Annotated in this window: 22 protein-coding genes and 1 pseudogene; 6 read left to right on the top strand and 17 right to left on the bottom strand. The window is 69.3% G+C overall.

Going from position 1 to position 26,295, the window contains the following annotated elements:
* Positions 1–29: 29 nt before the first annotated feature.
* From FIU83_RS14100 to FIU83_RS14070, 7 genes are all read right to left on the bottom strand, one after another.
* Positions 30–1,082, bottom strand: coding sequence for a LacI family DNA-binding transcriptional regulator (locus tag FIU83_RS14100; RefSeq protein ID WP_172976092.1), 1,053 nt, complete (start codon positions 1,080–1,082; stop codon positions 30–32).
* A gap of 131 nt (positions 1,083–1,213) precedes the next feature.
* Positions 1,214–2,320 carry an ABC transporter ATP-binding protein gene (locus FIU83_RS14095; RefSeq protein WP_152484625.1) on the bottom strand — a complete coding sequence of 369 codons (1,107 nt, stop codon included), beginning with the start codon at positions 2,318–2,320 and terminating at the stop codon, positions 1,214–1,216.
* Positions 2,321–2,366: 46 nt separating this feature from the next.
* A complete protein-coding gene (locus tag FIU83_RS14090; protein ID WP_152484624.1) occupies positions 2,367–4,004 on the bottom strand; it encodes an alpha-glucosidase family protein in 1,638 nt (545 codons plus the stop codon).
* A gap of 26 nt (positions 4,005–4,030) precedes the next feature.
* Positions 4,031–4,873, bottom strand: coding sequence for a carbohydrate ABC transporter permease (locus tag FIU83_RS14085; RefSeq protein ID WP_152484623.1), 843 nt, complete (start codon positions 4,871–4,873; stop codon positions 4,031–4,033).
* Positions 4,870–5,844: a carbohydrate ABC transporter permease gene (locus tag FIU83_RS14080; RefSeq protein WP_152484622.1), complete on the bottom strand. Its 975-nt coding sequence runs from the start codon at positions 5,842–5,844 to the stop codon at positions 4,870–4,872. The genes FIU83_RS14085 and FIU83_RS14080 overlap by 4 nt, the downstream gene beginning before the upstream one ends.
* 12 nt (positions 5,845–5,856) lie before the next feature.
* Entirely contained in the window at positions 5,857–7,155 is a 1,299-nt protein-coding gene (locus FIU83_RS14075; protein ID WP_152484621.1) for an ABC transporter substrate-binding protein, read from the bottom strand.
* 203 nt (positions 7,156–7,358) lie between these two features.
* Positions 7,359–8,213: an aldo/keto reductase family oxidoreductase gene (locus tag FIU83_RS14070; protein WP_152484620.1), complete on the bottom strand. Its 855-nt coding sequence runs from the start codon at positions 8,211–8,213 to the stop codon at positions 7,359–7,361.
* Positions 8,214–8,460: 247 nt separating this feature from the next.
* On the opposite strand from FIU83_RS14070, the gene FIU83_RS14065 reads away from it, so the two are divergent.
* Positions 8,461–9,966, top strand: a complete 1,506-nt coding sequence (locus tag FIU83_RS14065) for a carbohydrate porin (protein WP_152484619.1) — start codon at positions 8,461–8,463, stop codon at positions 9,964–9,966.
* A gap of 197 nt (positions 9,967–10,163) precedes the next feature.
* Here FIU83_RS14065 and betT read toward each other — a convergent pair whose 3' ends face one another.
* Both betT and FIU83_RS14055 read right to left on the bottom strand, forming a co-directional pair.
* Positions 10,164–12,212: a choline BCCT transporter BetT gene (gene betT / locus FIU83_RS14060; RefSeq protein WP_152484618.1), complete on the bottom strand. Its 2,049-nt coding sequence runs from the start codon at positions 12,210–12,212 to the stop codon at positions 10,164–10,166.
* Between the two features lie 269 nt (positions 12,213–12,481).
* Positions 12,482–13,846, bottom strand: coding sequence for an MFS transporter (locus FIU83_RS14055; protein ID WP_172976091.1), 1,365 nt, complete (start codon positions 13,844–13,846; stop codon positions 12,482–12,484).
* 159 nt (positions 13,847–14,005) lie between these two features.
* Between FIU83_RS14055 and gcvA the strand changes: the two genes are divergently transcribed.
* Entirely contained in the window at positions 14,006–14,908 is a 903-nt protein-coding gene (gene gcvA / locus FIU83_RS14050) for a transcriptional regulator GcvA (RefSeq protein ID WP_152484617.1), read from the top strand.
* Between the two features lie 77 nt (positions 14,909–14,985).
* On the opposite strand, the gene FIU83_RS14045 is transcribed toward gcvA, so the two are convergent.
* The 5 genes from FIU83_RS14045 to FIU83_RS14025 all read right to left on the bottom strand — a co-directional run bounded on the left by FIU83_RS14045 (position 14,986) and on the right by FIU83_RS14025 (position 19,814).
* A complete protein-coding gene (locus FIU83_RS14045; protein WP_152484616.1) occupies positions 14,986–15,687 on the bottom strand; it encodes a hypothetical protein in 702 nt (233 codons plus the stop codon).
* A gap of 137 nt (positions 15,688–15,824) precedes the next feature.
* Positions 15,825–16,535: a response regulator gene (locus FIU83_RS14040; RefSeq protein ID WP_152484615.1), complete on the bottom strand. Its 711-nt coding sequence runs from the start codon at positions 16,533–16,535 to the stop codon at positions 15,825–15,827.
* Positions 16,532–17,971, bottom strand: coding sequence for an ATP-binding protein (locus FIU83_RS14035; RefSeq protein ID WP_152484614.1), 1,440 nt, complete (start codon positions 17,969–17,971; stop codon positions 16,532–16,534). The genes FIU83_RS14040 and FIU83_RS14035 overlap by 4 nt, the downstream gene beginning before the upstream one ends.
* Before the next feature lie 146 nt (positions 17,972–18,117).
* Positions 18,118–19,044 (bottom strand): lysine exporter LysO family protein, encoded by a 927-nt coding sequence (locus tag FIU83_RS14030; protein ID WP_152484613.1) that lies wholly within the window; start codon positions 19,042–19,044, stop codon positions 18,118–18,120.
* Between the two features lie 83 nt (positions 19,045–19,127).
* The gene (locus tag FIU83_RS14025) at positions 19,128–19,814 is read right to left on the bottom strand and encodes a hypothetical protein (RefSeq protein ID WP_152484612.1); all 687 of its coding nucleotides are present in this window, start codon (positions 19,812–19,814) and stop codon (positions 19,128–19,130) included.
* A gap of 65 nt (positions 19,815–19,879) precedes the next feature.
* Between FIU83_RS14025 and FIU83_RS14020 the strand changes: the two are divergent.
* From FIU83_RS14020 to FIU83_RS14010, 3 genes and pseudogenes are all read left to right on the top strand, one after another.
* Positions 19,880–20,011 (top strand): annotated as a pseudogene (locus FIU83_RS14020) (protease); the annotation flags it as partial.
* A 51-nt stretch (positions 20,012–20,062) separates the two neighbouring features.
* Entirely contained in the window at positions 20,063–20,695 is a 633-nt protein-coding gene (locus tag FIU83_RS14015) for a TetR/AcrR family transcriptional regulator (protein ID WP_152484611.1), read from the top strand.
* 124 nt (positions 20,696–20,819) lie between these two features.
* Complete coding sequence (locus FIU83_RS14010; protein ID WP_152484610.1) at positions 20,820–21,557, top strand: SDR family oxidoreductase; 738 nt, start codon at positions 20,820–20,822, stop codon at positions 21,555–21,557.
* 187 nt (positions 21,558–21,744) lie between these two features.
* On the opposite strand, the gene FIU83_RS14005 is transcribed toward FIU83_RS14010, so the two are convergent.
* The 3 genes from FIU83_RS14005 to FIU83_RS13995 all read right to left on the bottom strand — a co-directional run bounded on the left by FIU83_RS14005 (position 21,745) and on the right by FIU83_RS13995 (position 24,693).
* The gene (locus FIU83_RS14005; protein ID WP_152484609.1) at positions 21,745–23,091 is read right to left on the bottom strand and encodes a nicotinate phosphoribosyltransferase; all 1,347 of its coding nucleotides are present in this window, start codon (positions 23,089–23,091) and stop codon (positions 21,745–21,747) included.
* Positions 23,088–23,654, bottom strand: a complete 567-nt coding sequence (locus FIU83_RS14000; protein ID WP_152484608.1) for a nicotinamidase — start codon at positions 23,652–23,654, stop codon at positions 23,088–23,090. Before FIU83_RS14000 ends, FIU83_RS14005 begins: the two co-directional genes overlap by 4 nt.
* 91 nt (positions 23,655–23,745) lie before the next feature.
* On the bottom strand, positions 23,746–24,693 hold the full coding sequence (locus FIU83_RS13995; protein WP_152484607.1) for a glyoxylate/hydroxypyruvate reductase A: 948 nt from the start codon (positions 24,691–24,693) through the stop codon (positions 23,746–23,748).
* Between the two features lie 317 nt (positions 24,694–25,010).
* Between FIU83_RS13995 and doeA the strand changes: the two genes are divergently transcribed.
* Entirely contained in the window at positions 25,011–26,210 is a 1,200-nt protein-coding gene (gene doeA, locus FIU83_RS13990; protein ID WP_152484606.1) for an ectoine hydrolase DoeA, read from the top strand.
* Positions 26,211–26,295 lie beyond the last annotated feature (85 nt).

Here is a 26,295-nt window from a genome sequence, read left to right as displayed (position 1 = left end):
CGAGAAGAGGGCGGGTGGAGCGGTGGATCTCAGGGGCAGGTGTCGCCCAGGATCAGTTCGGTGTCGAGCCGGCGATCCTCATGGGGGCTGAGGCCGAGGATCATGCGGGCGGCGATGCGCCCCTTCTCGACGCTGTCCTGACGCACGGTGGTCAGGCGCGGGGCCCGGTACTGGCCCTCGGCGATGCCGTCGAAGCCGGTGATGCGCAGGTCCTCGGGCACGCGCAGGCCGCGCCGTTCGGCGAGCGTCAGCACCGTCAGCGCGATGCGATCGGACGTGCAGAGCAGCAGGTCCGGGCGTTCATCATCGGGGAGATCGAGGATGGCCTCGACCACCGGGGTACAGACCTCGAAGGTGTTCTCCTCGATGTTCCACATCGGCACATCGGCCGGGTCGATGCCGTGCTCGCTAAAGGCGCGGTGGAAGCCGGCCAGCCGCAATCGGGTGATGGTGCGCTCCGCCGAGAGCAGCACCTGATCGTCGGTGATCGGCCCGTTGCAAGGTGATGCGGTGAGCCGCAGGTTGATGACGCCGATTCGCCTGGCGGGGCGGCTGGCCAGAGCATGGTGGGCGATGGCATGGCAGGCCGGCTCGTTGTCGATATGCACGCTGGGACGGGCCTCGATATCGAAATCCACGGCGATCAGTGGTCGCTGGACGGGCAAGTCATTCAGTACCTTGAGGCTCGGCATCAGGCCATAGACGATGAAGCCGTCGGCCATGCTGGCCGAGCCGGGCGCCTGGGAAACGTGCTGGCGACCGGAGAGCAGCAGCAGGGTATGGCCGTGGGCGTCGAGGACCTCGGCGATGCCGGACAGCAGCTCGCTGGCCACGGGATCGTTGAGGCTGTAGGTGAGGCTCTCGGCGAGCACCACCGCGATGATCCGCGAGCGGCCGGTGCGCAGGCTGCGGGCCTTGGCATCCGGCCCCGAGTAGCCCAGCCGATGCGCTTCGCTGAGGATCCGCTCGCGCAGCCTCGGGGAGAGCTGGTCGGGGCGATTGAAGGCGTTGGAGACGCTGGCGGTGGAGACGCCCAGCTCCCGGGCCAGGTCCTTGATGGTGATGCGGGGTGACGTAGACAAGAGGCGATGGTCGTCCTGGAGCGGTTGAGGCTGTAACGATTCAGTCGGGCCAGCATAGCGACTCGGGCCGCGGCTGCCTAGGAAGCCGCGGCCCGTGTCGTGACACGGCCGAGGGCCATGCCGATCGAGGCTCAGGCCGCGGCGTGCTGTCTCGCGCGATGAAGTGCTCGGTCGTCGGCATCGAACAGGTGCACATGCTCGGTCTCGGGCACCAGCGCCACCCGCTGGCCGATCTGCCACTGGCTCGGCGCCTCGCTGCGATGGATCAGCAGGGTGTCGCCGGCCTGGGGCTCGAGGTAGACGTAGACCTCGTTGCCCAGGTATTCGACGTTGACGATCTCGAAGCGGTTGTCGTCGCGTGCCTCGGCCAGGCGCAGGTGCTCGGGGCGCACGCCCAGGGTCAGCTCGACGTGGCGGGGCTGGCCGCTGGCGTCCTGAGGCAGGCCGAGCTCGCCGAGCCCCGGGGTCTTGACCCGGCAGCCCTCGGTGCTGCCCTCGAGCAGCGTAGCCGGCATGAAGTTCATGGTCGGCGAGCCGATGAAGCCGGCGACGAACTTGGTGGCGGGCTGCTGGTAGAGGGTCTGGGGGCTGCCGACCTGCTCGATGCGACCGTCGCGCAGCACCACGATCTTGTCGGCGAGCGTCATGGCTTCCACCTGATCGTGGGTGACGTAGATCATGGTGGAGCCCAGGCGATGATGCAGGCGGGCGATCTCGTTGCGCATCTGCACCCGCAGCGAGGCATCCAGGTTGGAGAGCGGCTCGTCGAACAGCAGGATGCGCGGCTCGCGGGCCATGGCGCGCCCCATGGCGACCCGCTGGCGCTGGCCACCGGAGAGCTCCTTGGGCTTGCGGTGCAGGAGTTCCTCGAGCTGCAGGATGCGGGCGGTGTCCATCACCCGCTGCTCGATACTCTGCTTGTCGGTCTTGGCGAGCTTCAGGCCGAAGGCCATGTTCTCGTAGACCGTCATGTGCGGGTAGAGGGCATAGGACTGGAAGACCATGCCCACACCGCGCTCGCGGGGCGGCAGGTCGTTGACCAGGTCGCGGGCGAAGTGCATCTCGCCCTCGGTGATCGACTCGAGCCCGGCGATCAGGCGCAGCAGGGTCGACTTGCCGCAGCCGGAGGGGCCGACGAAGACCACGAACTCGCCGTCGCCGACCTCGAGGTCGAGATCCTTGATGATGTGGGTGCTGCCGAAGACCTTGTTGATCTTGTTAAGGGTTACGCTTGCCATCTTGCGACTCCCGGCCGGCGCCTTGGCGCCGGCCTCTGGAAAGAGGTTAATCGAGCGAGATAAAGGCGGCCTGGTAGGCCGGCAGGACCAGCTGCGAGGCCGCAAGGCTCGCCTGGAAACCGGGGCCCTCGAGCAGCTTGGCGTGCCCGCCAACGGATGCCGGCAGCGGAGTCTCCCGAGGCTCGCCGGTCAGGTTGAAGACGCACAGCAGCCGCTCGCCGCCCTGGTCAGCGTTGCTCTCGCGGATGAAGCCGAGCAGGTCCTCGCCGACCTCGAGCAGGCGGATCTCGCCCTCGATCAGGGCCGGGTGCTGCCGGCGGAAGGCCAGCATGGCGCGGGTGGCATTGAGCACCGAGTCGGCGTCGTCCTGCTGGTTGGCGACGGCCAGCGGCAGGTGACGCTCCTCGACCGGCAGCCAGGGCTCGACGGAGGAGAAGCCGCCCTGTTCGCCCTGGGTCCAGGGCATCGGCGTGCGGCAGCCGTCGCGGCCCTTGAATTCCGGCCACAGCACCTTGCCGTAGGGGTCCTGGATGCGCTCGAAGGGCACCTCGGCCTCGGGCAGGCCGAGCTCCTCGCCCTGGTAGAGGCAGACGCTGCCGCGCAGCGACAGCACCATGGCCAGTGCCACCTTGGGGTAGGCGACGGGGTCCTCGTCGGCGCCCCAGCGGGTCGCGCTGCGCACCACATCGTGGTTGGATAGCGCCCAGCAGGGCCAGGCGTCGCCGGCCAGGCGCTGGAAGCGTTCGATCACCTCGCGGATGTAGCCGGCGGAGTGGGGGGCGTTGAGCAGGTCGAAGCCGTAGGCCATGTGCAGCTTGTCGCCGCCGGCGGTGTATTCGGCCATGCGCTCGAGCGGGTTGTCGTCGCCGATCTCGCCGACCGTGGTGGTGCCGGGGAACTCGTCCATCAGGGCGCGCAGCTCCTTGAGGAAGTCGAGGTTCTCCGGGCGGCTCAGGTCATAGACGTGGCGCTGCCAGGTGTAGGGGTTGGTGTCCGGCGCCCCCAGGGTCTTGGCCTCGCCCGCCGGCACCGGCGGGTTGTCGCGAAGCTCAAGGTCGTGGAAGTAGAAGTTGACGGTGTCGAGGCGGAAGCCATCCACGCCGAGCTCGAGCCAGAAGCGCATGTTGTCGAGCTGGGCTTTCCTTGCCTCGGGATGGTGGAAGTTCACGTCCGGCTGGCTTTTCAGGAAGTTGTGCAGATAGTACTGCCGGCGGCGCGAATCGAAGGTCCAGGCCGAGCCGCCGAAGATCGACAGCCAGTTGTTGGGCGGCGTGCCGTCGGGCTTGGGGTCCGCCCACACGAACCAGTCGGCCTTGTCGTTGGTGCGGTCCTGGCGGCTCTCCTGGAACCAGGGGTGCTGATCCGAGGTGTGGCTGATCACCTGGTCGATCATCACCTTGAGGCCCAGGGCATGGGCGCGCTCGAGCAGCGCCTTGAAGTCGTCCAGGGTGCCGAACATCGGGTCGACGTCGCGGTAGTCGCTGATGTCGTAGCCGAAGTCGAGCATCGGCGAGGTGAAGAAGGGCGACAGCCAGATGCCGTCGACGCCCAGCGAGGCCACGTAGTCGAGCTTCTCGGTGATGCCCGGCAGGTCGCCGATGCCATCGTTGTTGCTGTCCAGGAAGCTGCGCGGATAGATCTGGTAGATGACGCCACCGCGCCACCAGAAGGTTGAGTCTTGCATCTTGGATTCCATTGATGACATGAAGCTTATCCCTTGACGGCGCCGGCGGTGAGGCCGGAGACGATGCGGCGCTGGAAGATCATCACCAGGATGACCAGCGGCACGGTGACGGTGACCGAGGCGGCCATGATCGGCCCCCAGGGCAGCTCGTGCTGGCTGCCGCCGGAGATCAGGGCGATGGCCACCGGCACGGTGCGCTGGCTGTCGGTGAGGGTGAAGGTCAGGGCGAACAGGAACTCGTTCCAGGCGGCGATGAACGCCAGCAGGCCGGTGGTGGCCATGGCCGGCCACATCAGCGGCAGGAACACCCTGGTGATGGTCACCCAGGGCGTGGCGCCGTCCATGATGGCGGCTTCCTCGAGCTCCAGCGGCAGCTGACGCATGAAGGTGGTCAGCACCCAGACGGTGAAGGGCAGGGTGAAGATGGTGTAGCTCAGGATCAGCCCGCCCGGGTTGTTGTAGAGGTTCAGGCTACGAATGACCTCGAACAGCCCGGACAGCACCGCGACCTGGGGGAACATGGAGACGCCGAGGATGGTGAGCATCACCGTGGTGCGGCCGCGAAAGCGTACCCGGCCCAGCGCGTAGGAGGCGGTGATGCCGAGCAGCAGGGCGATGGCCACCACGCTGACGGCGACCAGGATCGAGTTGCCAATGGCCTGCACGAAGCTCTTCTGAGCGAAGATCTGTGCGTAGTTGCTGAAGTCGACCGAGGAGAGCCAGTAGTCGACCTGGAACAGCTCGCTGGACGGCTTCAGCGAGGTGATCACGGCGTAGTAGAAGGGGAAGATGGCGTAGACCATGATCACCGCGATCAGGGCCCACTTGCCGATCTGCTTGGCGAGCTTGATCTGCTGATAGCGGTTCATTCGTCGACTCCCAGTTGGCGGCGGCCAAGGTAGAGATAGATCACCACGGCCAGGGCGATGATCAGGAACAGCATCGTCGAGGCGGCGCTGCCATAGCCCACGTCCTGGAACTCGACCAGCTGCTGACGGGCGTAGATCGACATGGTCATGGTGTTGGTGGAGTTCGAGGTCAGCACGTAGATGACGTCGAACACCCGCAGGGCATCCAGCAGGCGGAAGATCACGGCGACCAGCAGCGCCGGGGTGATCAGCGGCAGGGTGACGCGGAAGAACACCTTGACCGGGTGGATGCCATCGACCTCGGCGGCCTCATAGCAGTCCTTGGGCAGCATCTGCAGGGCGGCCAGCACCAGCAGGGCGACGAAGGGAATCGTCTTCCAGACATCGACCATGATCACCGCCCACATCGACAGGTCGGCGTCGGCGGTCCAGGCCAGGGGGGCGTCGATCAGGCCCAGGGTCATCAGCAGGTGATTGATGATCCCGAACTGGTCATTGAGCATCCAGGCCCACATCTTGGCCGAGACGATGGTGGGGATCGCCCAGGGAATCAGCACCGCGGCGCGCACCAGCATGCGGCCCTTGAACTCGGCGTTGAGCAGCAGGGCGACGATGATGCCGAACACCACCTCCAGCGACACCGATACCACGCTGAAATAGAGGGTGTTCCACACCGATTGCCACCAAACGGGGTCGGTCAGCAGGCCGTACCAGGCACCGTCATCAAAGACCAGGTAGTTCTCGATGCCGATGAAGGCGGCCCCGGCGGTATCCGACAGCGAGGCATCGGTGAGGCTCAGGTAGAAGGTGCGCAGCAGCGGCCAGCCGGCCACCAGGGCCAGGGCGACCAGCATCGGGGCCAGGAACAGCCAGGCGGCGCGGACGCGCTGGCGGCGCACCTTGGTGCCCCGGTAGCCCGCCTTGGACGTGCGCCCCGGCTGGGGGGCGCTGTCGGTTGCAGAAGTGGACATCTCGACCTCCGGTTACCAGCGACGACGCTTGATGCGCGACAGTTCGCTATCCAGCTGCGAGACCGCCTCGGCGCCGGTCATGTCGCCGGACAGCACGCTGTGGGTGGCGTTGAAGAAGCTGTTGCTGACGCGGCCGTAGTTGTCGCCGGTGGGGGCGGAGGGCCGCGCCACGGCATTAGTGAAGGTGTCGTAGAGGGTGCCGAAGAAGGGCACGGCGGCGAGCACCTCCTCGTCCTGATAGAGGCTGGCGATGGTCGGGTTGTAGGCGCCCTCGATGGCGCGGCGCTTCTGCTCCGCCTCACCGGTCAGGAAGGCCACCAGGTCGGCGGCGACCTCGGGGGACTCGGTGTACTTGGAGACCGCCAGGTTCCAGCCGCCCAGGGTTGCGGCGCTCTGGGCTTCGCCGCCCGACCCCGCGGCGCTGGCCCCATCGGCCCCATGGGGCAGCTTGACCACGCCGACCTTGCCGGCCACGTCGCTGTCCTCGCTCTGGGCCAGCGACCAGGCGTAGGGCCAGTTGCGCATGAAGACCGCATTGCCGGACTGGAAGACGCCGCGCGCCTCCTCCTCGGTGTAGTTGAGGGCGCCGGCCGGCGAGATGTCGCCGATCCAGCTCGCGGCCAGGTCCAGGGCCTCGGCGGCCTGGGCGTTGTCGATGGTGATCTCGCCGTTGGCATCGACGAGGGTGCCGCCGCCGTGGCTCGCCACCCACTCCAGGGCGTTGCAGGTCAGGCCCTCGTAGGCGCGGCCCTGGAAGACGTAGCCCCACATCTTGTCGTTGCCGGCGGCGCGCTCGGCGGCCTGGATCTCCTTGGCGATGGCGGTCATCTCCTCCCAGGTCTCCGGCGCCTCGACGCCGTGCTGCTCGAGCAGGTCCTTGCGGTAGTAGAGCACCCCGGCGTCGGTGAACCAGGGCATGGCCACCAGGCGCTCGTCGACGGTGTTGTTGGCGACGATGGTCTCGAAGTGACCGGCGGCCACGTCCTCGCCGAGGGCCTCGCGCAGATCGAGCAGGTGATTGGCCAGCAGGCCCGGCCAGACCACGTCGATCTGCATCACGTCGATGTCGCTGGACTGGGCGGAGAGGATCTGCTGATAGAGCGAGAGGCGTTCGGTGGAGGAATTGGGGGTCGAGACGATATTCACGCTGTGGCCGGTCTTGGCCTCCCAGTCCTCGACGCCTTCCTCGCACAGGGCGAGCTCGGCACCGACGGCGCCGCAGGAGATGGTCAGTTCATCGGCCTGGGCCTGGCTGGTGCTCGCGGCAGCGCTGGCCAGGGCGATCGCGGGGATCAGGGTCTTCTTGAGCATGCTGGCTTCCTCGTCGCTTGTTGTTGTCGGTGTGATGCACCGAGGGCCGGTCCCGCCGTCACCCCGGGCATCGGGTCGTCGTGCGACCCTTTCTGGCGGCTTAAACGTTTAAGTTATGGGTGGCCAAGGTAGACCCCGCCCCTGAGCGGCATCAACCTAGACGTTGGTCGCAGGAGGTCTCGGTCAGGGGTGGGCGGGAGACGTCATGCCACTTCATGCCCCCGACAGGCTTCCAGCAGGGCGTACCACTCTCGCCGGGAGAGGGTCAGTCCGGCCTCGCCTCCGAGGGTGTCGATACGGGAAGGCGTCAGGGTGCCGATCACTGGCACCGGTGCGCCTGGCAGGTGGCGCAGCCAGGCCAGGGCCACCCCGGCCGGGCTGGCCTCATGGCGGGCGGCGATCTCCTCCAGGGCCCGTCCTGCCTCTCCCTGAAACAGCGCACCTCCTCCCAGCGGCGACCAGGCCATGGGGTGCTGGCCATCCTGGCACAGGGCATCGAAGTGGCCATCGAACAGCGGACGGGAATGGGTCAGCGAGAGTTGCAGCTGGTGGTGCTGCAGCGGCGAGGAGAGCGCCGACTGGAGGCGCCGCCACTGGTCGGGCAGGAAGTTGGAGACCCCCAGGGACGCCACCTTGCCGTCGCGCACGGCATCGTCCAGCACTCGGGCGCTGGCCTCGGGGTCCATCAACGGGTCGGGTCGGTGGATCAGGAAGACATCGAGACGCTCGACGCCCAGCCGAGACAGGGCGCGGTCGATGGCACCGGCCAGCCACTCCGGCGAGCTGTCGTAGTGCTTGGTCTCGCCGCGGTCCATCCGGATGCCCGCCTTGGTGATCACCCGGACCCGCTTGGCCAGCCCCGGGCGGCAGCGTAATGCCTCGCCGAACAGGCGCTCGTTGCGCCCGCCGCCGCCATAGATATCGGCGTGGTCGAACCAGTCGAGCCCCTGCTCCAGGCGAGCCTCGATCCAGTTGGCCAGGCGCTCGGGAGCGTGGAGATCGGCGGTTTCATGCAGGCGCATCATGCCCAGCATGAGCGCAGGGGGGGCGGTGTTCATCGCGTGCTCCATGTCGGTCAAGTGCGCAAAGGTATGCCAGGATCGGGGATCTTTTGAAGGTTTATTACGAAAAAATCCGGGCTTTTCTTCGATTTGTTAGACATAAGTTGTAAATTTACAAAAATATTTTGTGGCTGGCGTCTATAACGATTAAGTTCGCGGTGAACTTCCTACCGGCACGCCTCCGGTATTCCCCGGGCATCCTGCCCATCTGGTGCCCGCGTCTCAACAACAACAAAGGACGATCATGAACGCTGTCACGCGCAAGACGCCACTTGCCATCGCCATTGCCGCCGCCGGCCTCACTCTGGTCGGCCCCGCCAGCGCCCAGTCCAGTGACCTCGAGCAGCGCCTCGCCGAACTGGAAGCCCGCATCGTCGCCGCCGAGCAGCGCGCCGAGGCGGCCGAAGAGCGTGCCGAGCTCGCCGAGCAGCGGGCCGAGGCGGGGATCTTGCAGGAGGAGGTCGAGGAACGCCTGGCCAAGGTCGAGCTTCAGGCCAGTGGCGAGGAAGGCTTCTCCTTCAACGCCTACGCCCGTTCCGGCCTGCTGATCGGCGAGGATGGCAAGAGCGCCGAGGGAGGACCCTACTTCACGCCGGCAGGCTCGTTGGGCGGGGCCGTAGGACGCCTGGGCAACGAGCCGGACACCTACGCCGAGGCGATCTTCAACTACCGGATGCGCTTCGACAACGGGGCCAAGGCGCGTTACACCACCATGTTCGCCGATGGTGTGACCACCAGCAACGACTGGACCGCCGACGAGTCCAACCTCAACGTGCGCCAGGTCTATGCCGAGTTCAGCGACCTGCCAAGCTTCACCGGTGCCTTCGAGAACGCTTCCATCTGGGCCGGCAAGCGCTTCGACCGCGACAACTTCGATATCCACTGGCTCGACAGCGACGTCGTCTTCCTGTCCGGCACCGGCGCGGGCATCTACGACATGCAGCTGGCCGACGGCTGGACGTCCAACCTCTCGCTCTATGGCCGCAGCTTCAGCGACTTCCCCGTGACCCGGGAGTCGCCGGGGGATGACAGCGGCAGCACCGACAACCTGATCCTGACCTCCAACAACTACCTCGGCAACTGGCAGTGGATGCTCAACGGCATGTCCGCCGCCGACAACGACGAGCGCTTGCTCGAGAGCGGCGACCACGCCGCCGAGAACGGTTTTCACACCATGGTGGCCTATCACGGTGACAGCTTCTTCGGCCTGGGGGAGGGCAGCTACAAGGCCGCGGTGCTGCACGGCCAGGGCCTGGGCGCCGAGGTCAAGGGCCTCGGCTCCGACGGCAATCTGACCGAGGACGCCGCCTCGACCCGCCTGGCCCTCTACGGCACCACCTACCTGGCGCCCAAGTGGCGCGTGGCCCCGGCGATCCTCGCCGAGACCAGCGAGGACCGCTACGTCGACGGCGACCAGTACGACTGGGCGACCCTCAACGTGCGCCTGGCCAACGAGCTGACCCAGAACTTCGAGATGCAGTACGAGGCCAGCTACCAGTGGATGGACCTCGACCCGCAAGGATTTGGGGCGCGCAATGCCGTCGAGGGGGACTACACCAAGGTGACCTTTGCTCCGACCTTCAAGCCCCAGGTGGGCGGCTTCTGGCAGCGGCCCGAGATCCGCGCCTTCGCTTCCTGGAGCGACTGGGACGAGGAGCTGAACGCCTATTCGGGCGACGATTCACTGGGCAGCGAGGACTTCACCGGCAGCCAGTGGACCTTCGGCGTGCAGACCGAGGTCTGGTTCTGATGGCCGGGCCCGTCGCCCGACGGGCCCGCCTCGCCTGCTGTTCCGATCCTCGCCCGCGGCCATGACGGCCGCGGGCTTTTTCTCGCGCCTGCCATGCCGCCCCTGGGCAGGGCCATCGGCCTCTCCAGACGGGCCGGAAACGACAACGGCGACGCCGCTGGCGTCGCCGTTGTGGATGGCCGCTGGGGGCGGCGTGATCAGGCCGGCGAGGCGCTGGCGGGAGGCTCGCCCATGGCGCCCGGCATGGCCTGGACGTTGCCGTCGGCACCGGAGAGGGCCAGGAAGTGCAGGTGGCGTTCGTACTCGGAGAGCACGTCGCCGATCACCTGGCCACGGGTGTAGCCGTTGAGGTCCTGGCCCGTGCCGCCCTCGACCAGGTGGACGTCGAGGCGCACGTAGTAGTCGTCGTCCACCGGCAGGAAGCTCGGCGTGCGCAGGCGGTTGGCGCCCACCTGGTAGACGAAGCTCTGCCCCGCGTCGAAGTCCACCTGCAGGGTCAGACGCGGCAGGGGATCGTCCTCCAGGCGCTCCTCGTTCACCGAGGCCTGCTGCCCCCGCTCCGTCAGCTCGGCGGCGAACTGGGTCAGGGCCGGACGAATGGCGTGCTCGATGGTCGCGGCCGCGCCGGCCCGGTTCGAGGTGTCCAGGGCGCGGTCGAGCCGTTCGCGCCAGTCGCCGCCCGGGGCGGTGCCGCTGACCTGGCGGCGGGCCTCGGCCTTGCTGCTCTCGAGCTTCAGCGCCCGGGTCATGCCCGCCATGATGGCGAAGATCACCAGCGAGAAGGGCAGGGCGGTGATCACCACGGCGCTCTGCAAGGCATTCAACCCGCCCGCCATCAGCAGTGCGATGGTGACCAGGCCGATCACCATCGACCAGAAGATCCGCAGCCGGATCGGGGCATCATGGTTCACGTCGGAGAGGATCGAGGTGAAGTTGGCCAGCACCAGGGCCCCGGAATCCGCCGAGGTGATGAAGAAGACGATGCCGAGCACGGTCACCACCGAGGCCGTGACGCCGATATAGGGGTACTGCTCCAGGAAGGTGTAGATGGTGGTCTGGGGCGAGTTCAGGGCCTGCTCGCCCAGCTCGACCAGCCCCTGGTTGGCCACCAGGTCGATGCCGCTGTTACCGAAGATCGACATCCAGGCCATCATGAAGCCCAGCGGAATCAGCAGGGCGCCGATGACGAACTCACGAATGGTGCGGCCGCGGGAGATGCGGGCCAGGAACAGGCCCACGAAGGGGGTCCAGGCGATCCACCATCCCCAGAAGAAGATGGTCCACCAGCCCATCCACTGCTGGGCATCGTCGCCGGCGAAGGCGTAGGTGTTGAAGCTCTTGGCGAGGAAGCCGCCGAGGTAGTCGCCGGCATTGAGCACCAGGGCATCGAGCAGGCGCAGGGTCTCTCCCTGGAAGAGCACGAACAGCAGCAGCCCGGCGGCCAGCAGCATGTTGAACTCGGAGAGGCGCCGGATGCCCTTCTCGACCCCGGTCACCACCGAGAGCGTGGCCAGGATCACCACCAGCACGATCAGCACGACCTGGGTGGTCAGGCTCTCGGGCACGTCGAACATGAAGGTCAGCCCGTAGTTGAGCTGCATCACGCCGATACCGAGGCTGGTGGCGATGCCGAACACCGTGGAGATCACCGCGGTGATGTCGACGGCGTTGCCGATCGGGCCGTGAATGCGCTGGCCGAGCAGCGGATAGAGGGCGCTGCGGATGGCCAGCGGCAGGCGGTGGCGGTAGCTGAAATAGGCCAGTGCCATGCCCATCAGCACGTACATGCCCCAGCCGGTCAGGCCCCAGTGGAAGAAGGTCTGGGGGACCGCATTGCGCAGGGCAGCGGCACTCTCCGGCGCCATGTCGGGCGGCATCAGGTAGTGCGAGAGCGGCTCGGCCACGCAGAAGAACAGCAGGTCGATGCCGATGCCCGCGGCGAACAGCATCGAGGCCCAGGAGACCAGCGAGAACTCCGGCCGGGAGTGGTCGGGCCCCAGGCGGATGGAGCCGACCCGGGAGAAGCCGATCACCACCACGAAGACCAGATAGATCACGGCCGCCAGCATGTAGTACCAGCCGAAGGTCTCGTTGACCCAGGCCAGGCCCGCGTCGAAGAGGGCGCCGGCCTGCTCGGTGAAGAGCATGGTCAGCACCAGGAACACCAGGATGCCGGCGATGCTGCCGTGGAAGACGACGGGATTGAGCCGGTCTCGTCGTTCGGGAAGAGAGGATGCATGCGACATGCAGGACTCCTGTGTCGGGGGAATTCTTTTGTTGAATGAATGTTCAATTAAAATAAAGCTCTTGCCGTGGAACTTCAAGCCTGACCTGGGGAAGAAGGGCTCGGTCAGGAACGAGAACGCCCGGCACAGGGGCCGGGCGACAAGCGGGATCGGTGATCAGGGGGCGGGGTCGCGGCGCAGGGCGGACGCGTGTCGGCGGAGCTCGCCGTCCCGAGGCCTTGCGGCCATCGGGACGCCGGTCATGCCGGTCCTTGGGCCCTATGGGGCGGTCATGCGGGGGCGGCGTGATCCGCCGCGGCGCCGTCGTCCTCCGTCGGCGCCTCGACGGCGGCCGCGGGCTCGGCCTCGAGGTCGAGCTCCAGCTGCTCGGCCTCGTTGGCGGCCTCCTCGGCCCAGGTGGTGCCCAGCGCCGCGCTGCCGGCCGGCATGGCGACGTAGTGGCCGTGGGTCTGTGAGGCGCGGCTCGGGTAGTGCACCAGGCAGTAGAGGCCCACGGCGACGAGCAGGGCGTGGATCGCCGCCATGTCCCACATGAAGCCCTCGGGCCCGAGCCACTCCATCAGCAGGCCGGTGCTCACCGGGCCGAGGGTGGCGCCGATGCCCAGCGCCAGCACCAGGCTGCTGCTGGCCGCGATCACCTGGCTCGGGGTCAGGTCGTCGTTGGCGCTGGCCAGGCAGAGCGAATAGAGGGTCAGGCTGGTGCCGCCCAGCGCCGCCCCCAGCGCGATGCGCAGCAGCGGCGCGTCGGCGCCCACCGTCAGGCCGGCCAGCGCCAGCAGGGTGGCCAGGCCAGCCACGATGACGATCACCTTCTGGCGGTCGGTCTTGTCCGACAGCTTGCCCAGCGGCCACTGCAGCAGTGCCCCGCCGAGGATGAAGGCGCCCATGAAGGCGGCGACCTCGTCCACCGCCATGCCCGCGCGGGTGGCGTAGACCGCGCCCATGCCGAACACGGTGCCGTTGGCGATGCCGGTGAGCAGGCAGCCGATGGTGCCCAGCGGCGAGAGGCGACAGAGCCGCCGCAGGCTCATCGACTCCGGCTGGCTGTTGTCCGGCTGCGGGGTGTGGCTCAACAGGATCGGCACCAGCGCCAGCGACACCAGGATCGAGACCAGCAGGAAGAGGATCACGCCGCTGGGATCGGCCAGGTTGAGCATCAGCTGGCCGCCGCCCATCCCGAGGTAGCTGATCACCATGTAGAAGGCCAGCAGGCGGCCGCGCAGCTGGTTCGAGGCGTAGCCGTTGAGCCAGCTCTCGGTCACCACGTAGAGCCCGGCGTAGGCGAAGCCGGTGACCAGGCGCATGCCGGCCCAGATCCAGGGATCGATCACCATCACGTGCACCAGGATGGCGATCGAGGTGATCGAGGCCAGGGCCGCGAAGACCCGGATATGGCCCACCTCGCGCAGCTTGCGCGGCGTCAGCGTCGAGCCGGCCAGAAAGCCCACGAAGTAGGAGGACATGATGACGCCGGTGGCGGTGTTGCCGAACGCCTCCTCGGCGGCGCGCATGCCCAGCAGGCTGCCCATCAGGCCGTTGCCGAGCATCAGCAGGCCGACGCCCAGCAGCAGCGCCCAGAGGCTCCAGGCGGCGGAGACGGTGGTGGTACCGGAACGGGGGGCCGTGATCGCCATGGGGGGCTCCTGACGAAAGAACAAGTGGATGGCGAAAGAAAAAGTGGGGCTTGTCGACTCGGCGCCGGGTCCGGCGCCGGCACGTAAAATAGGGCGCCAGTGCTATGCTGACAAACGCGATTTGCTACATCGATGCACAAGAAAAGCTAAGGGTCATCCATGCGCCGACTCCCCCCGCTCAACGGCCTGCGCGCCTTCGAGGCCGCCGCCCGTCACGAGAGCTTCGCCGCCGCCGGCACGGAGCTTCACGTCACCGCCTCGGCGGTCAGCCAGCAGGTCCGGGCGCTGGAGGCCTGGCTCGAGGTGGCGCTGTTCGTCCGCCATGCCCGGGGCCTCGCGCTGACCGAGGCGGGGGAGCGCTACCTGCCCGAGCTCAGCGAGGCCTTCGACCGGGTGGAGCAGGCCACCCGGGTGCTGCAGAGCCGCGAGGCGGGCCAGGTGTTGACCCTCAACGTCACCCCGTCGCTGGGGACGCAGTGGCTGGTGCCGCGGCTCTGGGAGTTCAATGCGCGCCATCCGGAGGTCGATGTGCGCATCGGCGCTACCGAGCGCAACGTCGACCTGCGCCGCGAGGACGTCGACCTGGCGGTGCGCCTCGGGCCGTCCCGGGAGCCGGGGGTGGTCTCCGAACTGCTGCTGCGCGAGACCCTGGCGCCGGTGTGCGCGCCGGCGCTGCTCGAGGGCGAGGAGGCGCTCACCGAGCCCGCCGACCTCGGCCGCCAGCGGCTCCTGCACATCTTCGACCCCCACCCCGGTCCCCGGGTGACCGGCTGGCGCGAGTGGTTGGCGATGGCCGGCGCGCCCCAGGTGGACGCCCGCTCGGGGCCGCGCTTCAGCGTCTGGACCCTGGCGATCATGGAGGCGGTCGCCGGGCGGGGCGTGGCGCTGGGCCCCTTCAGCCTTGTCCGCGAGGAGCTCCGGGCGGGGCGGCTGGTGGCCCCCTTCGCGCCCTGGCTGCCGGCCGGCGTCGACTACTACCTGGCCTACCGGGCCGATGCCCTGGGCAACCCCGCCCTGGCGGCCTGCCGCGACTGGCTCCACGAGCTCTGCGCCCGGGAGTGAGGGCAGATCGACGGCAACGCAACGACGCGGCGACTCCGAAGAGTCGCCGCGCCGGTTTCTCGAGGGCCGCGCCGGGCTCAGTGGTGGTGCGGCGCCTCCCCGCGCTCGCCGTGGCCGTGGTGGTCCATGTCGTGTGGATTCCTGCCGTGGTGGCCGCGGGGGGACATGCCGTGGCCCCGGTGCGGGGCGAGGGCCTCGCGCATCTCTTTGAGCTGGTCGTCGCTGAGGATCTCGGCCAGCGCGGCCTGGTGCTCCTCGCGCAGCGCGTGCATGGCCTCCCGGCGTGCCTGGCGGGAGTCGAACGCCTGCTCGCGCAGCGCCTGCATGTCGGCGTAGATCGCCTCGCGGGCCTCGCGCAGCGCCTCGCGATCGGCATCGGAGATCTCCCAGCTGTCGACCAGCTCGTTCAGGCGCTGCTGCATGACCTCGCGGCGCTCGGCGCGGTGCTCTTCTTGCAGGTCGCGGCGCGCCTCGGACAGGGCCTCGCGCTGCTCGTCGTCGAGGATCTCGTCCATGCGCTGGTGGTGCGATTCACGAAGCTCCTCGAGGGCCTCGCGGTGTTCCCGGCGGGCCGCTTCCAGCGCCTCGCGCGTCGCGTCGTCGATGCCGGCCCGTTCATAGAGGGCCTGGCGGCGCTGCTCATGCTGCTGATGATGTGGCGCATGATCGCGGTGGTGGGCGCCCTCCTGGGGGGCGGCGCCGGCGGAAAGCGCCAGGGGGGCGATGGCGGCGGCGAGCAGGGCGGGGGCCAGCAGGGTACGGGTGAAAGCGCGTGTCATGGCAGTTCTCCTTGGTTGACGCTGGCAGTGTCGTCGCTCGGCGTGCAGCCGGCATGCAGCGACGGTGCAAGAGTCGTGAACTCGCCGGCCTCTCCAGTCTAGCCCCCGGTGGGGGCGCGGTGCTCGCCTGCCCCTGCCTACTCCTCCGGCTGGTACTTGTATCCTACGCCGTAGACCGAGCGGATCACCTCGCGCTCCGGCCAGGTCTCGGCGATCTTGCGGCGCAGCTTCTTGACGTGGCTGTCCACGGTGCGCTCCGAGACGATGCGATGGTCACGGTACATGTGATCCATCAGCTGCTCGCGGGTAAAGATGCGCCCCGGCGATCGCATCATCACCTTGAGCAGCTGGAACTCCACCGCGGTCAGTCCCAGGTCCTGGCCGTCGGCCAGGGCCCGCCAGCCCTCGTCGTCGAGGACCAGGTCGCTGCCGCCGCCCGGGGCGGGATCCTGGGCCGCCCGGCTGCGCCGCAGCACGGCCTTGATCCGCGCCACCACCTCCCGGGGGCTGAAGGGCTTGCAGATGTAGTCGTCGGCACCGAGCTCCAGGCCGAGCAGGCGATCGACCTCCTCGACCCGGGCGGTGAGCATGACGATGGCGATCTCCGGCCAGCGCTGGCGCACCTCCCGGCACAGCGTCAGGCCATCGGTGCCGGGCAGCATCAGGTCGAGCAGGATCAGCTCGGGTCGCGTGCCGCGGCCCTCGAGCCAGGGCAGCACGGCGTCGCCGTGGGCCAGGTGGTGGCTGGTGAAGCCGCTGCCCTGCAGGTAATCGGTGACCAGGCGCGCGATCTTGGGCTCGTCCTCGACGATCAGGATCTGGGCCGGGTCGGTGTCGTGGGTGCTCATGCGGTGTCCTCCCTGGAGGCGGGGTCCTGGATGGCGGTGAAGGTGAGGGTCCAGCATAGCCCCCCGAGCGGGGAGGGCGAGGCCTCCATGCGGGCGCCGTGGGCGCGGGCCAGGGCGGTGGCGATCGAGAGTCCCAGGCCGCTGCCGCCGCTGGCGCGGCTGCGCGACCCCTCGACCCGGTAGAGGCGCTCGGTGAGGCGCGGCAGCTCGGCCTCGGGCACCCCGGGGGCGCTGTCCTCCCAGGTCACCCGCACCTCGCCGTCGCGACCGGTCAGGCGCACGCGCAGCCGGCCCGGGGCGCGGGTGTAGGCGCAGGTGTTGTCGATCAGGTTGTTCCACAGCTGGCGCAGGCGCTGGACGTCGCCGCGGATCCAGGCCGGCCCGTCGATCTCGCGCTCGAGGCGGATGCCGCTGTCGTCGAGCCAGCCGCTGGCCTCGTCGAGTCGCGAGGCGAGGCTCTCGGCCAGGTCCAGCGGGGCGAGCTGGACCTCCAGGGCGCCGGCATCGCTCTGGGAGAGCAGCCGCAGGTCGGCGACCAGGCGCTCCAGCTGGCCCACTTCCTGGGCCAGCGAGTGCAGGTTGTCGGCGTCCAGGGCGCGGATGCCGTCCTGCATCGCCTCGATCTCGCCGCGCAGCACGGCCAGCGGCGTGCGCAGCTCGTGGGCGATGTCCGAGACCCAGCGGTTGCGCGCCTCGCGGCTGGCCTCCAGGGTCGCGGCCAGCACGTTGAAGTCGTGGGCGAGGCTCGACAGCTCGTCGCGGCCGTGCTCGGCCAGGCGGGTGCTGTAGTCGCCCTCGGTGAGGCGACGGGTGGCCCGGGCCATGCCCCGGGTGCGGCGCCCGAGCCACCAGGAAAGGCCGCCGGCCAGCAGCAGCGAGGCCAGCCCCAGGGCGGCGACGATGATGCCGAGGTTGCGCTGCTGGCGGGAGAGGAAGATGCGATCCATGCGCGCCATCAGCTGCTGGGGTGGCCGGTAGCCGAGCATGCCGACCTCCTCGCCGCCGCTCTCGATGGGCAGCCAGCGAAGCTCCGCCGCCTCCTGGTCGCCGTCCGGGGGCAGGCCGATCACCGGCAGGCCCCCGGCGTCGTGGAGCACGAAGTCCCGGGGATCGCCCAGGCCCCGCTCGATGCCCTCCGGCGGCGGCATGTCGCCGGGCCAAAGCTGGTGGCGCACCAGGCGATGCCAGGCGCGCGGCGACTGGCGCAGCCACTGCCAGTCGCCGCGGCGCGCCCACTCCTCGGCGAGCCCCTCGGCCAGGGTCTCGGCGCGGCGGGTCTGGGTCTTGTCGAGGTATTCGATGAAGCCCTGGTCGAGGCTGCGGGAGACGGCCAGGAAGACCAGCCCCGAGATGGCCACGTTGACGACCAGGATGATCGCGAACAGCTTGATCCCGAGTCGCGAGACGGCCGGGCGGGGAAGACGAGGCGCGCGCATGGGCAGGCTCCGGAGTCGAGAGGCGGCGTGGGGCGCGGACATTCTCGCCGCCGGACGTGCAGCCTTCGTTCAGGCTCTGTGCAGGCAATGTGCAGGTCGCCGACAGCCTTGCGCACTCGGCGGGGGCCGGCAAGCCTGACCTTGCCTCACAGCGTGAGCAGGAAGAGGATCAGCGGCGGCGAGAGCAGCGAGAGGATGAAACCCGAGACCACCGCCACCGGCACGCAGGCGACGCCACCGTGCTGCTGGATCACCGGCAGGGTGAAGTCCATCGAGGTGGCGCCGCCATAGCCGATGGCCAGCGCCGCATGGCGGCGGATCACCAGCGGGATCAGCACGAAGGCAAGCAGTTCCCGGGCCAGGTCGTTGAAGAAGGCGACGCCGCCCAGCAGGGGGCCGAGCTGGTCGCCGATCAGGATGCCGGAGAGCGAGTACCAGCCGAAGCCCGCCGCCATGGCGAGCCCCTGGTGCCAGGCCAGGTCGAGCAGCGGGGCGGCGAGCAGGCCGCCGATCAGGGAGCTTCCGGCCAGGGTCAGGGCGATGGCCAGGCCGAAGCGGTTGAGCACGATCTGGCGCAGCGGCATGCCGGAGTTGCGCAGCTGGCAGCCGATCAGTGCCAGCAGCGCGTAGAGCACCCCCTCCGCCAGGCGCTCGGCGAGGGCGAACAGGCCGCTGCCGGCCAGCCACTCGAGCAGCAGGCCGATCACCACGCCGGCCACCACCACGGCCACCAGGGACAGCGAGCCGAGCATGGCGGCGAGCTTGCTGGTGGGCGCCCCGGCGACCACCGCCGAGGTGCCGGCGGTGAGGCCCAGCCGGCGCGACAGCCACCATAGCGCCGCCAGGTTGCAGGTCGAGATCACCGCGAACAGCAGCAGCGCCTGGCTGCCCAGGCGCGAGAGCTGGCCGCCCAGGTCGTCCAGGCCGGCGAGGCTCACCCCCATCAGCAGCAGGATCACGTAGATCGAGGCGTTGACGCCGTGGTTGATCGTGGCCACCCACCGCGGATCGCGGACCCGGACCAGGTAGCCCAGCACCAGGGGCAACAGCACGATCATGAGACCGCTCAGCATCGAGATTCCCTTCCCGTCGGGGTCGCCGGCGGCGACCGAAAGCCGCCCACTCTAGTCAATTTCCCTTCGGGGCGGAAGCGCGCTCAGCGCGGGGGCAGGTCGAGCGCGGTCAGCGCCAGGCGGCTGCGCCGCTCGCCGTGGCGGTGGTACTCCATGGCCAGCAGCAGGCCGGGCACGCCGGGATGGAAACTGAAGCGCAGCCAGCGATCCGGCTCGTCGGGCTCGACGACGTCCACCCGCACGGCCGCGAAGTTGCCCGCCGGCAGCGAGAGGGTGGCGGGCGGCAGCATCCGGTACTCGACGCGCGTCTCGCGGCCGCGGTGGTCGAGGTAGCGCAGCTCGCATAGGGCGGAGCAGGCGCCCTCGGCGGCCCGTCGCGACAGCGCGAAGAGCGCCGCCTGGCGGTCGGGCAGCCGGGCCAGGGCCTCGTGGTCGAGGGCGTAGCGCTTGCCGACCCCGAGCAGGCTGTAGCCGCTGGCGTAGTACAGCGAGCGCACGGCCTCGCCGGCGAGAAAGCGGCTGCGCTCGCGGCCCCGGGCCAGGGCCATCTCGGCGCGCATGTCGCTCAGCCACTGGCCGCCGTCGCGGGAGAGACGGTGCTCGATGGTGGCGTTCGGCCAGCCGTCGACCTCCAGGTGGTAGCGGGCGTCGAAGGGGCGCGGCTCAGCGGCGTTCACATCGGCGCCGCCCGGCAACAGAAAGATCAGCAGCAGCCAGGGCAACAGCGGTGAAAGCAGCGGGAGGCGGCGGCGAGACGACGGTGAGGACATGACGGCATTCCAGGGCCAGGGGCGGCAGGGTTGAGAGTCCCCGCGGGCCGCGGGGTTCCCGCGGTGTGCCATTGGCCGGCGGCGACTTCGCCGAGATCGCGGTCGATGAGGCGGTCACCAGTGGTATGCTGGTCTCCGCTCCGGCCTGGCCCGCCCACCCGGCCTGGCTGAAGCAGTTCGCCACCCTGCTGACGTGACGATGGCGGTGGGGTTTGACGTCACTAGACGACTGGTCTATTCTGCATCGCATGAAGACGCAAGCCACCCGTGACAAGCTGATCCAGATCGGCGCCGAGCTGATCGCCGAGCAGGGCTTCAACGCCACCGGCATCAACGCGGTGCTGAGCCGAGCGGGGGTCCCCAAGGGCTCCTTCTATCACTACTTCTCGAGCAAGGAAGATTTCGGCCTGGCCGTGATCGACGCCTTCGCCGAGGAGTATGATGAGCGCCTGGCGGCGATCCTCCAGGCGCCGGACCAGCCGCCCCTGGCACGCCTGCGACGCTACTTCGATGTCGGCCGAGCCGACATGCATTCCTGTGACCATGCGCGAGGCTGCCTGATCGGTAACCTCGGCCAGGAGCTCTCCTCGCGCAGCGAGGCGTTTCGCGCTCGGCTCGACCAGGTCTTCCGCCAGTGGGAACGCCACTTGGTGGCCTGCCTCGAGGAGGCCAGGGCCGAAGGCGAGATCGTCGAGACGCTCGACGTCGAGCGCCTGGCCGTCTTCATCCTGGCCGGCTGGCAGGGTGCCATGCTGCGCGCCAAGACCACCAAGTCCCAGGCGCCCATGGAGGCCTTCGAGCAGGTGCTGTTCCTCGAGGTGCTGGGGCGCGAGTCGGTCCCGGCACCGTCGGCGGCCAACGCAGCCGCCGAGGCGCCCTAGCCCGACGGGCGGCCCTCCCGATACCCCGGGAGGGCGGCGTCTCGCGAGACTCGAGTTTTCCCTCGTTTATAGTAGACCGGTCTAGAAGGGCCGTCTCACGAATCACCGCACAGGAGCCGTATCGATGTCCGAGATTCAAGGCAAGGTCGTGATCATTACCGGGGCCAGCAGCGGCCTCGGCGAAGCCACTGCGCATCGCCTGGCCAGGGCCGGCGCCAAGCTGGTGCTGGGCGCCCGCCGCGAGGAGCGCCTGAAAGAACTGCGCGATGCCATCGTCGAGCAGGGTGGCGAGGCGGTCTACCGCGTCACCGACGTCACCGACCGCGACCAGGTCGAGGCCCTGGCCGAGGCGGCGAAGGAGGCCTACGGCCGCATCGATGTGCTGGTCAACAACGCCGGCCTGATGCCGCTATCGCCCCTCGACCAGCTCAAGGTCGACGAGTGGGAGCAGATGGTCGACGTCAACATCAAGGGCGTGCTCTACGGCATCGCCGCGGTGCTGCCGACCATGCGCGAGCAGCACGCCGGCCATATCATCAACCTCTCCTCGGTGGCGGGCCACGTGGTCTTCCCCTCCGCGGCCGTCTACAGCGCCACCAAGTACGCGGTCAAGGCGCTCAGCGAGGGCATCCGTCAGGAGGGCGGCGAGGAGATCCGCTCCACCAACATCTCGCCGGGGGCGGTGGCCACCGAGCTCACCTCCACGATCAGCGACGAGGAGACCGCCAAGGGCGTCAACGAGCTCTACGAGATGGCCATCGATGCCGATGCCATCGCCCGGGCGATCGTCTACGCCATCGAGCAGCCGGCCGATGTCGACGTCAACGAGCTGATCATCCGGCCGACCAAGCAGCCGCTCTAAGCGTCTCGCCCGGCGGGCGCCGTCCGCCGGGCGTGCGGCCATCAAGAGCAATACTCACGACCCAGGGCAGGGTGCCTAGCACCGTGCCCTGGGTCCTTGCGTGGGTGCTGTGCGCCTGCTCGATGCATCGGTGCCCGGCATGGGCCCGTGAAGCAGACGCCTGGGGAGCGTCGTCATCCGGCCGTCTTCAGGCGCGCGACTGCCAGCGCTCGAGCCCCGGGCTCAGGGTGACCGGGTAGTCGCTCGCGCCCGCCGCGAGGCGCCTGACGTCGGCGGGGAAGCGGGGCAGGGCGTCGGCGACCCGCTCCCGGGCCGCCTCGGCGCGGGCCATCTCGGCCTCGACCAGCCGGCCGGCCTTGACCAGCGGGCGCAGCAGCGGCTCGCCGGCCGCGACCGGCTCGTCGCGCAGGGCGATGACGTCGCCGAGGTAGCGGCCCCGGTCGTCCCGGCGGCGATAGACCTGCTTGGGGCAGGGCAGGTTGATCTTGCCCGGCGAGTGCTTGACGCGCGGCTCGCCGGCGTAGGCGACCAGCTTGTAGGAGAGGTCGATCACCGGGGCGTCCGCGGAGACCCCCATCCGGGTGCCCACGCCGAAGGCGTCGATGGGCGCGCCCTCCTCGAGCAAGGTGTCGATCTGGGCCTCATCGAGGCCACTGCTGGCGACGATCTGCACCTCGTCATGGCCGGCGGCATCGAGCAGCCGTCGCGCGCCCCGGGCGAGCTCACCCAGGTCGCCGGAGTCGAGCCGGATGGCCTTCACCGCGAGGGCCGGCTCCTCGCCGAGCAGCGCGATCACCTTCTGCACCCCTTCCAGGGTGTCGTGGGTGTCGACCAGCAGGGTGGTGCCGGGGTAGTGGCGGGCGAAGGCGCGAAAGGCCTCCCGCTCGCTGTCGTGGGCCAGCACGTAGCTGTGGGCCATGGTGCCGTTGAGCGCCAGGCCGTGGCGCAGGCCGCCGAGCACGTTGCTGGTGCCGGCGAGCCCGGCGGTGCGGTAGGCGCGGACCCCGCGCACCGCGGCGTCGATGCCGTGCATGCGGCGCAGGCCGAAGTCCACCACCGGCCGGCCCCGCGCCGCCATCACCACGCGCACTGCCTTGGAGGCCAGCACCGTCTCCAGCTGCACCAGGTTCATCGCCAGGCTCTCGAGGAGCTGGGCCTGGGCGATGGGGGCCTCCACCTCCAGCAGCGGCTCATTGGCGAACACCGGCGTGCCCTCGGGCAGGGTCCAGATGTCCCCCTCGAAGCGCCAGTTGGCCAGCCAGTCGAGAAAGCCGGCCGCGAACAGCCCGGTATCGGCCAGGCGCGAAAGGGCGGTATCGCCGAAGCGCAGCCGGGCGAGCCGCGCGGCGGCGTGCTGCTGCCCGCAGGCGAGCATGAAGCGCCGCTCCGGCGGCAGCCGGCGGAAGAAGAGGCTGAAGGTGGCCACGCCCTCCATGGCCTCCTGCCAGTAGGCCTGGGTCATGGTCAGCTGGTAGAGGTCGGTGAGCAGGGCAAGCTCGTCCTCCTCGACCGTCAGCGGCGTCGGCTCGTTCATGGGCGCACCTCGACGCCGGCCTCGATCAGCGCCTGGCGCACCTCCTGTTCGGCGGCGGGGTCGACCGCGGCGCAGAGGGCCTCGAGCAGGCGCACCGCGAAGCCCTCACGGCGGGCATCCAGGGCCGTGGCCCGGACGCAGACGTCCAGCGCCAGGCCGCAGACGATCACCCGCTCGATGCCCTTGTCGCGCAGGTAGCCGGCGAGGCCCGTGCCGTCGAAGGCGGAGTAGGCGTCGGCATCGAAGGCCGTGGCCTTGCTGACCCGCACCGCGTCGGCGGGCAGCGCGAGGTCGGGGTGGAAGGCCGCCCCGTCGGTGTCCTGGACGCAGTGCACCGGCCAGGGGCCGCCGCGATGCGCGAAGCTCACATGATCGACGGGGTGCCAGTCCCGGGAGGCGACGACCAGCGCCTCCGCCTTCCGGGCCGCCGCGATCTCGGCATTGATGCCCGGCACCAGCGCCGCGCCGCCGTTCACCGCCAGGGCGCCGCCCTCGCAGAAGTCGTTCTGCAGGTCCACGACGAGCAGCGCGTCGCGGGGCCCGTAGGGCTCGATCAGGCTCATCACGCACCTCCCGGGAGGTCGTCGGGTGTTCCTCCTCAGGGTAGGGGCTGCGTCGCCGGAGTTGTAGGGGCGCGCCGCCCCGATCCGTCGCTCAGTAGCCGGCCCCGGGATCGACGGTGTCGATGGGGGCGCCGGCCTCCAGGGCGCGCAGCGCCTCGGCCACCTGGTCGAGGGCCTCGCCGAGGGGCGTGGGCCCGGCCATGTGGGGGGTGATCATGACCCGCGGGTGGGACCAGAGCGGGCTCGCCTCGGGCAGCGGCTCCTCGGGGAAGGCGTCGAGCAGCGCGCCGCGCAGCCGGCCCTCGCCCTCCGCCGCGGCGCTGTCTTCCCCCAGGGCATCGAGCAGCGCCGCCTCGTCGATCAGGGTGCCGCGGCCCGGGTTGATCAGGCTCGCCCCCTCGGGGAGGCGCGCCAGGGCCTCGGCATCGATGATGTGTCGCGTCGCCGGGGTGTCGGGAAGCAGCAGCACCAGGCTCCTGACCCGCTCGAGCAGGGCCGCGAGCCCTTCGTCGCCGTGGTGGCAGTGGATGCCGGGCAGCGTCTTGGGCGAGCGGCTCCAGCCATGCACCGGAAAGCCGTCGGCGGCCACCATGGCCGCCACCCTGGCGCCGATGGCGCCCAGCCCCAGCACGCCCACCGGCCAGTCGGCCTTGTCGATCACCGCGTGCTCCCGCCACTGGTGGTGCGCCTGCTGGCGGCGATAACGGTCGAAGTCGCGCTGGAAGTGCAGCAGGCCGTAGCGCACGTAGTCGCCGATCAGCTCGGACATGCCGGCATCGCGCAGCTTGACGATGGGCACCTCCCGGGGCAGGGCGGGGTTGTTGAGCAGCGCATCGACCCCGGCGCCGAGGTTGACGATGCCCTTGAGCGCCACCGGCTCGCGCAGCAGCTCGGCGGAGGGCTTCCAGACGGCGAGGTAGTCCGCGCCGCGTCGCTGCTCGGCCGGCGCCGCACTGGTGATCACCTCGGCCTCGGGCAGCCGGTCGGCCAGGGCCTGGCGCCACTGCTCGGCGTCGTCGATATGGACCAGCACTCGCATGGGAACCTCCGGGTCACGTATGGGCGTTCGCGCCATCTTCCCGATTTCGTCGACGCGAAGTAAAGCCCCGCTCGAACCGGAGGACGCGGGCGGCATCCCCCTGGCCGCGGGGCGCTCGTGGCGCGGCGTCGGCGCCCGCCAATAAATGCTTGACCGCCTACCGTGGGTTGGCAGTAACCTGCCCTTAGATAAGTGATCGACTGTGCGACGCGCCCCCGGCCCATGACCGGGGTCCCTCGGCAGTGATGCGGCACCCGGCCCGGCCTTCTCGACGCAGAGAGGGCCGATTTGTTGATGATGCGATGGCGAGTGGCTTCATGATTCAGGTTTCCCTGCCCTTCACTCGTGAAGAATACGCGACCCGCCTGTGGAAGGTGCGCGCCGAGATGGCCAGCCGCGGTATCGACGTGCTGATCGTCAGCGATCCCTCCAACATGGCCTGGTTGACCGGCTATGACGGCTGGTCCTTCTATGTCCACCAGTGCGTGCTGGTCGGCCTGGAGGGGGAGCCGGTGTGGTACGGCCGGCGAATGGATGCCAACGGGGCCCTGCGCACCTGCTGGATCGACCCGGACAACATCACCTACTACCCGGATCACTATGTCCAGAATCCGGACATGCACCCCATGGACTACCTCGCCCAGACCATCCTGCCCGACCGCGGCTGGCACGAGGGCGTGGTCGGCATGGAGATGGACAACTACTACTTCTCGGCCAAGGCCTACCAGAGCCTGCTGCGCGAGCTGCCCCACGCCCGCTTCATGGACGCCAACTCGCTGGTCAACTGGTGCCGGGCGATCAAGTCCCCCCAGGAGATCGAGTACATGCGGGTGGCGGCGAAGATCGTCGAGGGCATGCATACCCGCATCCTCGAGGTGATCGAGCCGGGCCTGCCCAAGAGCCAGCTGGTCTCGGAGATCTACCGGGTGGCCATCGAGGGCTGGCGCGACGACCAGGGCAGGATCTATGGCGGCGACTATCCCGCCATCGTGCCGATGCTGCCCACCGGCTCCGACGCCGCCGCCCCGCACCTGACCTGGGACGACACCCCGTTCCGCGAGGGCGAGGGGACCTTCTTCGAGATCGCCGGCGTCTTCAAGCGCTACCACGCCCCGATGTCGCGGACCGTCTTCCTGGGCAGGCCGCCCCAGGAGTTCGTGCGCGCCGAGTCGGCGCTGCTCGAAGGCATCGAGAACGGCCTGGCGGTGGCCAAGCCGGGCAATCGCACCGCGGACATCGCCATGGCGCTGGGCTCGGCCATGGACAAGTACGGCTTCGACCGCGGCGGCGCCCGCTGTGGCTACCCCATCGGCATCAGCTACCCGCCGGACTGGGGCGAGCGCACCATGAGCCTGCGCCCCTCGGACGAGACCATCCTGCAGCCGGGCATGACCTTCCACTTCATGCCGGGCCTGTGGGAGGACGACTGGGGCCTGGAGATCACCGAGAGCATCCTGATCACCGAGACCGGCTGCGAGACTCTGGCCGACTTCCCGCGCCAGTTATTCGTACGCTGAGTGAGTACGAGCCGAGCAACCCCTAACGATTAGCGAGGGGCGCCGGGAGCAAGCCGAAGAGGAGGTCCTACGCCAGGGATGGCGT

The organism is Halomonas sp. THAF5a, from assembly GCF_009363755.1.
In the GTDB taxonomy this organism is placed as follows: domain Bacteria; phylum Pseudomonadota; class Gammaproteobacteria; order Pseudomonadales; family Halomonadaceae; genus Halomonas.
The sequence above is the reverse complement of the archived record's forward strand: the minus strand, read 5'-3'. Positions and strand labels throughout refer to the sequence as shown.

Bases quoted from the DNA above. Each gene is read 5' to 3' on its own strand.
- FIU83_RS14095 (WP_152484625.1), bottom strand. From the start codon at position 2,320: ATGGCAAGCGTAACCCTTAACAAGATCAACAAGGTCTTCGGCAGCACC.
- FIU83_RS14090 (WP_152484624.1), bottom strand. From the start codon at position 4,004: ATGCAAGACTCAACCTTCTGGTGGCGCGGTGGCGTCATCTACCAGATC.
- FIU83_RS14085 (WP_152484623.1), bottom strand. From the start codon at position 4,873: ATGAACCGCTATCAGCAGATCAAGCTCGCCAAGCAGATCGGCAAGTGG.
- FIU83_RS14080 (WP_152484622.1), bottom strand. From the start codon at position 5,844: ATGTCCACTTCTGCAACCGACAGCGCCCCCCAGCCGGGGCGCACGTCC.
- FIU83_RS14075 (WP_152484621.1), bottom strand. From the start codon at position 7,155: ATGCTCAAGAAGACCCTGATCCCCGCGATCGCCCTGGCCAGCGCTGCC.
- FIU83_RS14070 (WP_152484620.1), bottom strand. From the start codon at position 8,213: ATGAACACCGCCCCCCCTGCGCTCATGCTGGGCATGATGCGCCTGCAT.
- FIU83_RS14065 (WP_152484619.1), top strand. From the start codon at position 8,461: ATGAACGCTGTCACGCGCAAGACGCCACTTGCCATCGCCATTGCCGCC.
- betT (WP_152484618.1), bottom strand. From the start codon at position 12,212: ATGTCGCATGCATCCTCTCTTCCCGAACGACGAGACCGGCTCAATCCC.
- FIU83_RS14055 (WP_172976091.1), bottom strand. From the start codon at position 13,846: ATGGCGATCACGGCCCCCCGTTCCGGTACCACCACCGTCTCCGCCGCC.
- gcvA (WP_152484617.1), top strand. From the start codon at position 14,006: ATGCGCCGACTCCCCCCGCTCAACGGCCTGCGCGCCTTCGAGGCCGCC.
- FIU83_RS14045 (WP_152484616.1), bottom strand. From the start codon at position 15,687: ATGACACGCGCTTTCACCCGTACCCTGCTGGCCCCCGCCCTGCTCGCC.
- FIU83_RS14040 (WP_152484615.1), bottom strand. From the start codon at position 16,535: ATGAGCACCCACGACACCGACCCGGCCCAGATCCTGATCGTCGAGGAC.
- FIU83_RS14035 (WP_152484614.1), bottom strand. From the start codon at position 17,971: ATGCGCGCGCCTCGTCTTCCCCGCCCGGCCGTCTCGCGACTCGGGATC.
- FIU83_RS14030 (WP_152484613.1), bottom strand. From the start codon at position 19,044: ATGCTGAGCGGTCTCATGATCGTGCTGTTGCCCCTGGTGCTGGGCTAC.
- FIU83_RS14025 (WP_152484612.1), bottom strand. From the start codon at position 19,814: ATGTCCTCACCGTCGTCTCGCCGCCGCCTCCCGCTGCTTTCACCGCTG.
- FIU83_RS14015 (WP_152484611.1), top strand. From the start codon at position 20,063: ATGAAGACGCAAGCCACCCGTGACAAGCTGATCCAGATCGGCGCCGAG.
- FIU83_RS14010 (WP_152484610.1), top strand. From the start codon at position 20,820: ATGTCCGAGATTCAAGGCAAGGTCGTGATCATTACCGGGGCCAGCAGC.
- FIU83_RS14005 (WP_152484609.1), bottom strand. From the start codon at position 23,091: ATGAACGAGCCGACGCCGCTGACGGTCGAGGAGGACGAGCTTGCCCTG.
- FIU83_RS14000 (WP_152484608.1), bottom strand. From the start codon at position 23,654: ATGAGCCTGATCGAGCCCTACGGGCCCCGCGACGCGCTGCTCGTCGTG.
- FIU83_RS13995 (WP_152484607.1), bottom strand. From the start codon at position 24,693: ATGCGAGTGCTGGTCCATATCGACGACGCCGAGCAGTGGCGCCAGGCC.
- doeA (WP_152484606.1), top strand. From the start codon at position 25,011: ATGATTCAGGTTTCCCTGCCCTTCACTCGTGAAGAATACGCGACCCGC.